The organism is Mesorhizobium sp. M0808 (assembly GCF_040320025.1).
GTDB lineage: Bacteria > Pseudomonadota > Alphaproteobacteria > Rhizobiales > Rhizobiaceae > Mesorhizobium.
In genome coordinates this window covers 1-2559 of sequence record NZ_JAMYOX010000102.1, presented here as the reverse complement: position 1 = coordinate 2559, position 2559 = coordinate 1, and the positions used below count along the sequence as shown (strand labels likewise).

General features: G+C 61.5%; 1 protein-coding gene and 3 pseudogenes. 3 read left to right on the top strand and 1 reads right to left on the bottom strand.

The window, feature by feature from the left end; all coding sequences use genetic code 11:
- The 3 pseudogenes from NKI25_RS36105 to NKI25_RS36705 form a co-directional block, all read left to right on the top strand.
- Positions 1-230: pseudogene (locus tag NKI25_RS36105) on the top strand (branched-chain amino acid transferase); the annotation flags it as partial.
- Between the two features lie 169 nt (positions 231-399).
- Positions 400-622 (top strand): annotated as a pseudogene (locus tag NKI25_RS36100) (glycine C-acetyltransferase); the annotation flags it as partial.
- 491 nt (positions 623-1113) lie between these two features.
- Positions 1114-1306 (top strand): annotated as a pseudogene (locus NKI25_RS36705) (IS256 family transposase); the annotation flags it as partial.
- 176 nt (positions 1307-1482) lie between these two features.
- On the opposite strand, the gene NKI25_RS36095 reads toward NKI25_RS36705, so the two are convergent.
- Complete coding sequence (locus NKI25_RS36095; protein ID WP_353000936.1) at positions 1483-2559, bottom strand: IS3 family transposase; 1077 nt, start codon at positions 2557-2559, stop codon at positions 1483-1485.

Below are 2559 nucleotides of genomic sequence, written 5' to 3'. Positions count from 1 at the left end.
GTGCCGAGATGGGGCTCTCGGCCACGGCTGCTGATGTCAGTCGTGCTGAGATCAAAGGGGCTGACGAGGTGTTCATCACCTCGACTGCCGGCGGCATTATGCCTGTGACGCGTATCGACGACTCCGCAATCGCGAATGGGCGCGTCGGCCCCGTCACCCGCCGGCTCATGGATCTCTACTGGCAAAAGCACGATGATCCTGCATGGTCGACTGCTGTCATCTATCCGTGACTTTGGCGGACTGCCGGACGCACATACCGACGTCCTCCGCTGTTGGGATACCAGCAGAAGACCGGTTTGCTGGCGCGCGAGGTTGAGCGAATCGGCAGCCGTTACCACTCAATATTGAGCATATGCTTGTGTAGGCGTCCTCCTCCATGCCATTCCTACGGAGTTGTCGATGAAGAACGCATTCATTGCCTATTTGTCGGCAGAATTGGCTGGTTTGAAGTCCGCGGGCCTCTATAAATCCGAGCGGGTGATCACCTCGACGCAGTCGGCCGAAATCGAGGTGGGCGGCGAAAAGGTGCTGAATTTCTGCGCCAACAATTATCTTGGCCTCGCCGACAGCGCCGAGTTGCGCGACGCGGCCAAGCAGGCACTCGACCGCTATGGTTATCTGGCCGTCCGGCGCGATCGTTGGGGCGCTACCAACATTGCGGATCACCCGCAACAGATGCCCGGCATCGACGCCTTGCCGCGTCCGGATCACGGCCTCGCACACGAGGATCTCTATGCAAGCTGTGTCGCCTCCTGTGCCGGCTCTTCTATCACAACCGTCGCAAGCCAGTCGCCGACAGAGCGACGCTACGGAGACATGGCTACGAACCCAGGTTAACGGCGAAGCTCTGCGAGGCGAGGTAGTCAGTGCTCCAGGCGCGGCCTCCCCGATTTGAAGATCCAGGCCTACCTCACGGCTCCGGCCGTGAACCTCAAGCGGCTGGCAGCCGCATATTGATCAAATTTCTTCGGCTGGTATTTCCCACCCGAATCGAGCCGTCGGTGGCAAGACGAGCAGTCTGAGGGTCACGCCAAATCAGGCTCCGAAGGCGGCTCGCACCTCATCTCAAAGCGATTCGCTCAAGCGGATTATTCAACGGCCCCGCCTCCACTCATGAGGAATGTGCTGGCGCATGCCGGAAACGGCAAAGTGCGGCGTGTTGCCTCCCCTTCATCGCCACTGCCTTCGCGAGGAGCCGGCAGAGGCTGCGAACCTGCAGTGGCGCGCCGTTGCCGATCAATTCCGCCCACGCTCGCCGCTATCTGACGATGCCGGACCCGACGTGCTGGTCCACGTGACCGTCCCGAATGCGAACACCCTGCAAGCTTGACAGCACCAATTAAATCGAGCCGCCGATGAATGGGCAGTCCAGCGCGCCCAATATGTGGCATTAAAAAGTGTCGGGCTTGCGCAGCGGCTTTTTGACTGCAGGTGACCTGCCACTGAATTTTCATCCGGCTGCAGTTAGAGCCTCGGCGGGTTTTACGCCGTATGGCGCGGGTTGAGCAACGGGTGATCGGCGGAGCTGGTCGGGGTTGCGCAGCCGATCGTCCGTTGCGGTGAGATTGGCGGCATAGGCCGCAGGCGTGATGTATCCGAGCGCCGAATGTGGGCGCGATCGGTTGTAGTGTTGTAGTCGTCTGCCCATTCGGCGATGGTTGTTCGGGCATGGTCGAGGCCGAAGAACAGGGTTTCGTTCAGCAACTCGTCCCGCATCCGCCCGTTGAAGCTTTCGCAGAAGCCGTTCTGCATCGGCTTGCCTGGCGCGATGAAGTGCCATTCCACCTGATGATCCTTCGACCAGGCGAGGATCGCGTTCGAGGTGAACTCGGTGCCGTGGTCAGAGACGATCATGCCCGGCTTGCCGCGGTGAGCGATCAATTCCGTCAGTTCACGCGCCATCCGGCGGTCCGGGATCGCAGCCAGGCATTCGCGTGTCACGTCGTCGACGATGTTGAGGACGCGGAAGCGCCGGCCGCAGGCGAACTGGTCATGGACGAAATCCAGCGACCAGCGCGCGTTCGGCTTCGCCTGGACCAGGATCGGTGCCCGCGTCCCTACCGCTCGGCGCCTGGAGCGTCGCTTGCGCACGGCCAGTCCTTCTTCGCGGTATAGCCGGTAGATGCGGTTGATACCCGATGCCTCGCCTTCGCGCCTGAGCAGAATGAACAGCCGCCGATAGCCGAAGCGCCGGCGCTCGTTGGCCAGGTCGCGTAGCCGGCCGCGCAGTGCCGCCTCTGGCGCCCGGCGAGACTGGTAGCGGATCATCTTGCGATCAGCGCCCACAAAGGAACGGGCCCGCCGCTCCGACAAGCCCATCGTGGCCTGCAGATGCGCGACGGCTTCGCGCTTGGCGGCGGGCCCTACCATTTTTTTGAAAGAAGCTCGCGCAGTGCCGACGCTTCCAGCATCTGGTCGGCGAGCAGCTTCTTCAGCTTCGCGTTCTCGTCTTCTAACAGGCTGTTGAAGAAGTCTGACGTATTGCCTTGAGGATGGCCTCGTCGCCGTTGTGGTAGGCGAATGTGATCTCGATCGAGCCGTCGTCGAGCAATTCGGCAT

Bases quoted from the DNA above. Each gene is read 5' to 3' on its own strand.
- NKI25_RS36095 (WP_353000936.1), bottom strand. From the start codon at position 2,559: ATGCCGAATTGCTCGACGACGGCTCGATCGAGATCACATTCGCCTACC.